The organism is Microbacterium sp. (genome assembly GCF_041909575.1).
Taxonomy (GTDB): Bacteria; Actinomycetota; Actinomycetes; order Actinomycetales; family Microbacteriaceae; genus Microbacterium.
Genome location: NZ_JAYRDE010000146.1, coordinates 1 through 6,252, shown reverse-complemented (window position 1 = coordinate 6,252; position 6,252 = coordinate 1). Strand labels below are relative to the sequence as shown.

General features: G+C 70.9%; 5 protein-coding genes. 3 read left to right on the top strand and 2 right to left on the bottom strand.

All coding sequences use genetic code 11. The features are described from left to right. Window positions 1–270: ATP-binding cassette domain-containing protein (locus tag ACE3O1_RS14470; protein WP_374316238.1), on the bottom strand; the 270-nt coding region annotated here is incomplete at its 3' end. 123 nt (window positions 271–393) lie between these two features. On the opposite strand from ACE3O1_RS14470, the gene ACE3O1_RS14465 reads away from it, so the two are divergent. Both ACE3O1_RS14465 and ACE3O1_RS14460 read left to right on the top strand, forming a co-directional pair. Next, a complete protein-coding gene (locus tag ACE3O1_RS14465; RefSeq protein WP_374316236.1) occupies window positions 394–609 on the top strand; it encodes an AsnC family protein in 216 nt (71 codons plus the stop codon). Between the two features lie 25 nt (window positions 610–634). After that, window positions 635–2,593: an ABC transporter ATP-binding protein gene (locus ACE3O1_RS14460; RefSeq protein ID WP_374316234.1), complete on the top strand. Its 1,959-nt coding sequence runs from the start codon at window positions 635–637 to the stop codon at window positions 2,591–2,593. Window positions 2,594–2,878: 285 nt separating this feature from the next. On the opposite strand, the gene ACE3O1_RS14455 is transcribed toward ACE3O1_RS14460, so the two are convergent. Beyond that, the gene (locus tag ACE3O1_RS14455) at window positions 2,879–4,759 is read right to left on the bottom strand and encodes a phosphoenolpyruvate carboxykinase (GTP) (protein ID WP_374316232.1); all 1,881 of its coding nucleotides are present in this window, start codon (window positions 4,757–4,759) and stop codon (window positions 2,879–2,881) included. A gap of 124 nt (window positions 4,760–4,883) precedes the next feature. Here ACE3O1_RS14455 and ACE3O1_RS14450 point away from each other — a divergent pair. Then, window positions 4,884–6,252 (top strand): helix-turn-helix domain-containing protein (locus ACE3O1_RS14450; RefSeq protein WP_374316230.1); only part of this gene is annotated, 1,369 nt, incomplete at its 3' end.

The window sequence follows — 6,252 nt, the reverse complement described above, 5'->3', positions numbered from 1 at the left end:
CTGCGGCACGACGCCCAGGCGCGAGCGGATCTCGGGCCCGTAGCGGTCGGGGTCGAGTCCGAGGATCGACAGGTCGCCGGCAGTGCGCGTCGAGACGGCGCCGATCATCTTCATGGTCGTCGACTTGCCGGCGCCATTCGGGCCGAGGAGGCCGAAGGACTCGCCCGGTGCGACCTCGAAGGAGAGCCCGTCGACGGCCAGGAAGTCGGGCTTGCCCTTCACCTTGTAGGACTTGACGAGGTTCTTCGCATCGATGACGGGCTGTGGCACCGGACAACACTAACCCCGGCGTGCGACATCCCGGGGCGTCAACCCGGGTTGACGGCCGTTGCGCTCGTCAACTATGGTTGACGCTGATGCCGGGACTGCGGCATCCGCCACCGAAGGAGACCCGTGAGCGGCGACGATCTGCGCACCCTCATCGGCTCGTCGCCCGAGCGCGAGCCGCTGGCCGAGCTGCACCGGCTCGCCGATGCGCGCCGCGAGCTCTCCCGCTCGGAGGAGGTCGCGGTGCGCCGAGCCCGCAACCTCGGCTTCTCGTGGCAGGCGATCGCCTCCGCCCTCGGTGTGTCCAAACAGGCCGTGCACAAGAAGTACGGTCGAAGGTAACCCCCTCCACGAACGAGGTACACCCATGCCCTCCGCCGACATCGCCGACGCCCCCGCCGCCGTCGTCACCGCCCCCGAGCCGCGCCGCGGCCGCCGTCGCAAGCCCGACGAGGGCCCGCGCGCGACCTTCGGCCAGCTTCTGCCGTTCCTGTTCGAGCACAAGCGCACGCTCGTCGTGGTGGCCGTGCTCAGCATTCTCAGCGCCGTCACGATGCTGGTCCAGCCGCTGCTGGTCGGGCAGGTCATCACGCGCGTGCAGAACAACCTCGACCTCGGTGTGCTGCTGTGGGCGCTCGTCGGCTTCGTGATCGCGGCGTCGCTCATCTCCGGGTGGCAGCACTACCTGCTGCAGCGCACCGGCACCGCGGTCGTCTACTCGAGCCGCCGCAAGCTCATCTCCCGCATCTTCCACCTGCCGATCAGCGAGTTCGACGCCCGGCGCACGGGCGACCTCGTCTCACGCGTCGGCAGCGACACGACCCTGCTCTACGCCGTCCTCACGCAGGGCCTCGCCGACGCCATCGGCAACGGACTGCTCTTCGCCGGCGCGCTCATCGCCATGGCGCTCATCGACCTGGTGCTGCTCGGCATCATCGTGCTGGTCATCGGCATCTCGGTGCTCGGCGTCGTGCTGCTCAGCGGCCGCATCCGCACCGCTTCGACCGAGCAGCAGGAGAAGGTCGGCGAGCTCGCCTCCGGCGTCGAGCGCGCGGTCGGCTCCATCCGGACCGTCCGCGCCTCCGGGGCGACGGATCGCGAGGTCGAGGCCGTCACCGAGCGTGCGACCGAGGCCTATGTCGTCGGAGTGCGAATCGCGAAGGTATCCGCGCTCGTGGTTCCCATCGCCGGCATCGCGCTGCAGGTGTCGCTGCTCGTGGTGATCGGTCTCGGCGGCTACCGCGTCGCGACCGGGGCGATCGACATCGCGAGCCTGGTGACGTTCATCATGTTCCTCTTCATGCTCATCGCCCCGCTGGGCTCGTTCTTCGGTGCGATCACCTCGGTGAATCAGGCGCTGGGCGCCCTCGGCCGGATCCAGGAGGTGCTCGACCTGCCGACCGAGTCGCAGGACGACGCCGAGATCGCGGCATCCGTCACCGACCGGGCGGGTGTGCCCGCCGCCGCCGACACGCCGGCGGTGGAGTTCCGCGACGTGCACTTCCGCTACCCCGAGGCCGTCGTCGCCGCTCGCCGCAAGGCCGAGACCGAGGCGATCGCGGTGCTCGAGAACGCCCACGTCGATGCCTCCGCGATCGTGCGGGACGAGGCATCCGACAGCACCGTCGCAGAAGCGGATGCCGCGGCCGACGTGCTGCGCGGAGTCTCGTTCTCGGTGCCGCGCGGCGCGCGCGTCGCGCTGGTCGGCCCGTCAGGTGCCGGAAAGAGCACGACCCTCGCCCTCATCGAGCGGTTCTACGACCCGACGGACGGCGCGATCCTCGTCGACGGCGCCGACGTGCGCAGCCTCGACCGCGACGATCTGCGCGCGCGGCTCGGCTACGTCGAGCAGGATGCCCCGACCCTCGCGGGCACGATCGGCGACAACCTCCGCCTCGCCTCGCCCGAGGCCACCGACGCCGAGTGCGAGGCCGTGCTGCGCGCGGTCAACCTCGGGGAGGTGCTCGACCGCAGCGACCTGGGCCTCGACGCACCCGTCGGCGAGAGCGGCGTGATGCTGTCGGGGGGCGAGCGCCAGCGCCTCGCGATCGCCCGCGCGCTGCTCGCGGCACCGCCGATCCTGCTGCTGGACGAGTCGACGTCGTCGCTCGACGGGCTCAACGAGCAGCGCATGCGCGAGGCCATCGACGCCGTCGCCTCCGGCCGCACGCTCATCGTGATCGCGCACCGGCTCTCGACGGTCGTCGACAGCGACCACATCGTCGTGCTGGACCACGGCCGAGTCGTCGGCCAGGGCACCCACTCCGAGCTCGTCGCGACAACGCCGCTCTACCGCGACCTGGCGAAGCACCAGCTCCTGGTCTGACCCCGCCCCGCCCCGCCGCGCCGCCACCCCTCGCTCCACCGCGCCGAATCGCGACTCCCCGCATCTGCGCCCCGCCGCGCCGCCCACCCCTCGCTCCACCGCGGCGAATCGCGGCGCCGGGCGTCGTGCGCTGACACATCGGCGCGGGTGAGCGGTCCGCGGCCACGCCGCCGGAGAAGACGGATGCCCCGGAGCCGCCGGAGAAGACGGATGCCCCGGGCACGCCACACACGGATGCCCCGGGCCACCGCAGAGCGCGGGTCCGGGGCATCCCGTACGGGCGGGTCAGGCGCGCTGCAGGCGGTACCGCAGGGCGGCGAGCTCGGCCCACAGGGGCGCCGGGACGCGGCCGTCGAAGGTGCGATAGAACTCCTCGGTGAGGTCGGCCTCCTGCAGCCACAGCTGCGGGTCGATCGCGAACAGCTCGTCGAGGTCGGCCTGCGGCACGTCGATGCCGTCGAGGTCGAGGTCCTCGGTGTGCGGCAGGCGGCCGATCGGGCTCTCGACGGCACCGACCTCGCCGTCCAGGCGGCGGACGATCCAGTCGATGACGCGGGCGTTGTCGCCGAACCCGGGCCACAGGAAGCGGCCGTCCGTGCCCTTGCGGAACCAGTTCACCTGGAACACGCGCGGGGCACGGTCGAAGCGCAGCTTCTGGCCGACCTTGAGCCAGTGGCCGAAGTAGTCGGCCATGTTGTAGCCGCAGAACGGCAGCATCGCGAACGGGTCGCGGCGCAGCTCGCCGACGGTGCCCTCGGCGGCGGCGGTGCGCTCGGACGAGATGTTCGAGCCCATGAAGACGCCGTGGGTCCAGTCGGTGGCCTCGACGACGAGCGGCACGTTCGTGGCGCGGCGACCGCCGAACAGGATCGCGTCCAGGGGCACGCCCTGCGGCGCATCCCAGTCCTCGGCGATCTGCGGGCACTGCTCGGCGCGCACGGTGAAGCGCGAGTTCGGGTGGGCCGCCGGACGACCGGATGCCGGCGTCCAGGGGTTGCCCTCCCAGTCGGTGAGCTCTGCCGGCGGCTCGTCGGTGAGGCCCTCCCACCAGACGTCGCCGTCGGGGCGCAGTGCGACGTTCGTGAAGATCGTGTTGCCCCAGAGCGTCTCGATCGCCGTTACGTTGGTGGATTCGCCGGTGCCGGGCGCGACGCCGAAGAAGCCGGCCTCGGGGTTGATGGCCCACAGCCGGCCGTCCTCGCCGGGCCGCAGCCACGCGATGTCGTCGCCGAGCGTCTCGACGCGCCAGCCGGGGATCGTCGGGCGCAGCATCGCGAGGTTCGTCTTGCCGCAGGCCGACGGGAACGCGGCCGCGAGGTGGTAGGCACGACCGGCGGGGTCGATCACGCGGATGAGGAGCATGTGCTCGGCGAGCCAGCCCTCGTTGCGGCCGATCACCGAGGCGATGCGCAGCGCGAAGCACTTCTTCGCCAGGATCGCGTTGCCGCCGTAGCCTGAGCCGAACGACCACACCTCGAGCGTGTCGGGGAAGTGGACGATGTACTTCTCGTCGTTGCAGGGCCACGCGACATCCTGCTCGCCGGGCTGGAGCGGGGCGCCCACGGAGTGGACCGTCCGCACCCACGGTGCACCACCCGCGATCTCGCGGAGCACGTCGGTGCCGACGCGGGTCATGATGCCGATCGACGTCACGGCGTACGCGCTGTCGGTGATCTGCACGCCGATGTGGGAGAGCGGGCCGCCGACGGCGCCCATCGAGAACGGCACGACGTACATCGTGCGGCCCTTCATCGACCCCTCGAACAGCGGCGTGATCGTCGCGCGGATCTCGTCGGGCGCGATCCAGTTGTTCGTGGGACCGGCGTCCTCTTCGCGCTCGGAGGCGATGAAGGTGCGCGCCTCGGTGCGCGCGACGTCGCTCGGGTGCGAGCGGGCGAGGTACGAGCCGGGCCGCCACTCCGGGTTGAGCTTGATGAGCTTGCCCTCGTCGACCATGTCGCGCAGCAGCGCGTCGTTCTCCGCACGCGAGCCGTCGACCCAGTGCACGCGGGCGGGCTGCGTCAGTGCGGCGATCTCGTCGACCCATGCGATCAGGTCCGCCATGCCCGCACCCTGGACGGTCGGGAGGTCGCCGTACGACCGCGCCACCGCCGGCCGCGCGGGGGCGGTGCCTTCGGGGCGGGTGAAGATGTCGGCAAGGGCCATGAGTGTCGCTCCACTTCGATTCGACGTTCAGATCTGTGGTCTTGATCCACTTTCCCGCGATTCGGATGCCTCTTCCCGCCATTCGCGGCGTCAAGAGTTGCGATTCTTTCGCTATGCTCAAGGAATGCCGCCGACGTCACTGGAACTGTCCACCCTGGGTCACCGCATCCGTCATCAGCGGATCTCGCACGGATTCACGCTGGACGAACTCGGCGAGCAGGTGGGGGTCGCGGGCAGTCAGCTGAGCCTGATCGAGAACGGCAAGCGCGAGCCGAAGCTGTCGCTCCTGCAGGCGATCGCCCACGCCACCGGAGTCGAGGTGGCCGATCTGCTGTCGGCGGAGCCGCCGAACCGGCGCGCGGCGCTCGAGATCGAGCTCGAGCGCGCGCAGAGCGGCTCGGTGTTCCGCCAGCTCGGCATCGCCCCGGTCAAGGTCACCAAGGGCATGAGCGACGACACCCTCGAGTCCATCCTCGGTCTGCATCGCGAACTGCAGCGTCGCGAGCGCGAGGCGATCGCCACCCCCGAGGAGGCCCGCCGCGCGAACACCGAGCTGCGCCTCAAGATGCGGGCGCTCGACAACTACCTGCCCGACATCGAGCGGCTCGCCGAGAAGCAGCTCAAGGCCGCCGGCCACGTCTCGGGCGCGCTGACCCACCGCACCGTCAGCATCATGGCCGAGAAGCTCGGCTTCGAGCTCATCTACGTGAGCGACCTCCCCCACTCCACGCGGTCGGTCACCGACCTCGAGAACGGCCGGATCTACCTGCCGCCCGCGTCGATCCCCGGCGGGCACGGCCTGCGTTCGATGGCGCTGCAGGCGATGGCGCACCGGCTGCTGGGCCATCGGCGCCCCACCGACTACGCCGACTTCCTCCAGCAGCGCCTCGAGATCAACTACTACGCCGCGTGCTGCCTCATGCCGGAGACCGCTTCGGCCGCCTTCCTCCAGCAGGCGAAGAAGGACCGCAATCTCGCCGTCGAGGACTTCCGCGACGCGTTCGGCGTCACCCACGAGGCGGCGGGCATGCGCCTGACGAACCTGGCGACGCGGCATCTCGGCATCCGTCTGCACTTCCTGCGGGTGGACGGCTCGGGCGCCATCACGCGCGTGTTCGAGAACGACGACCTGCCGCTGCCGATGGACGTCACCGGCGCCGTCGACGGCCAGATCGCGTGCCGGAAGTTCTCGGCGCGCGCGGCGTTCAGCGAGCAGAACCGCACCACCGAGCACTACCAGTACACCGACACCCCGGCCGGCACGTTCTGGTGCTCCACGCAGACCGGCAGCACCAGCGAGGGCGAGTTCTCGATCACCGTGGGCGTGCCGTTCGACGATGCGCGCTGGTTCCGCGGACGCGAGACGCAGAAGCGCGCGACCTCGACCTGTCCCGACGAGTCGTGCTGCCGTCGCGCCCCCGCGGAGGTCACCTCGCGATGGTCGGGCAAGGCATGGCCGAGCGCGCGCGTGCACATGCAGATGTTCTCGCCGC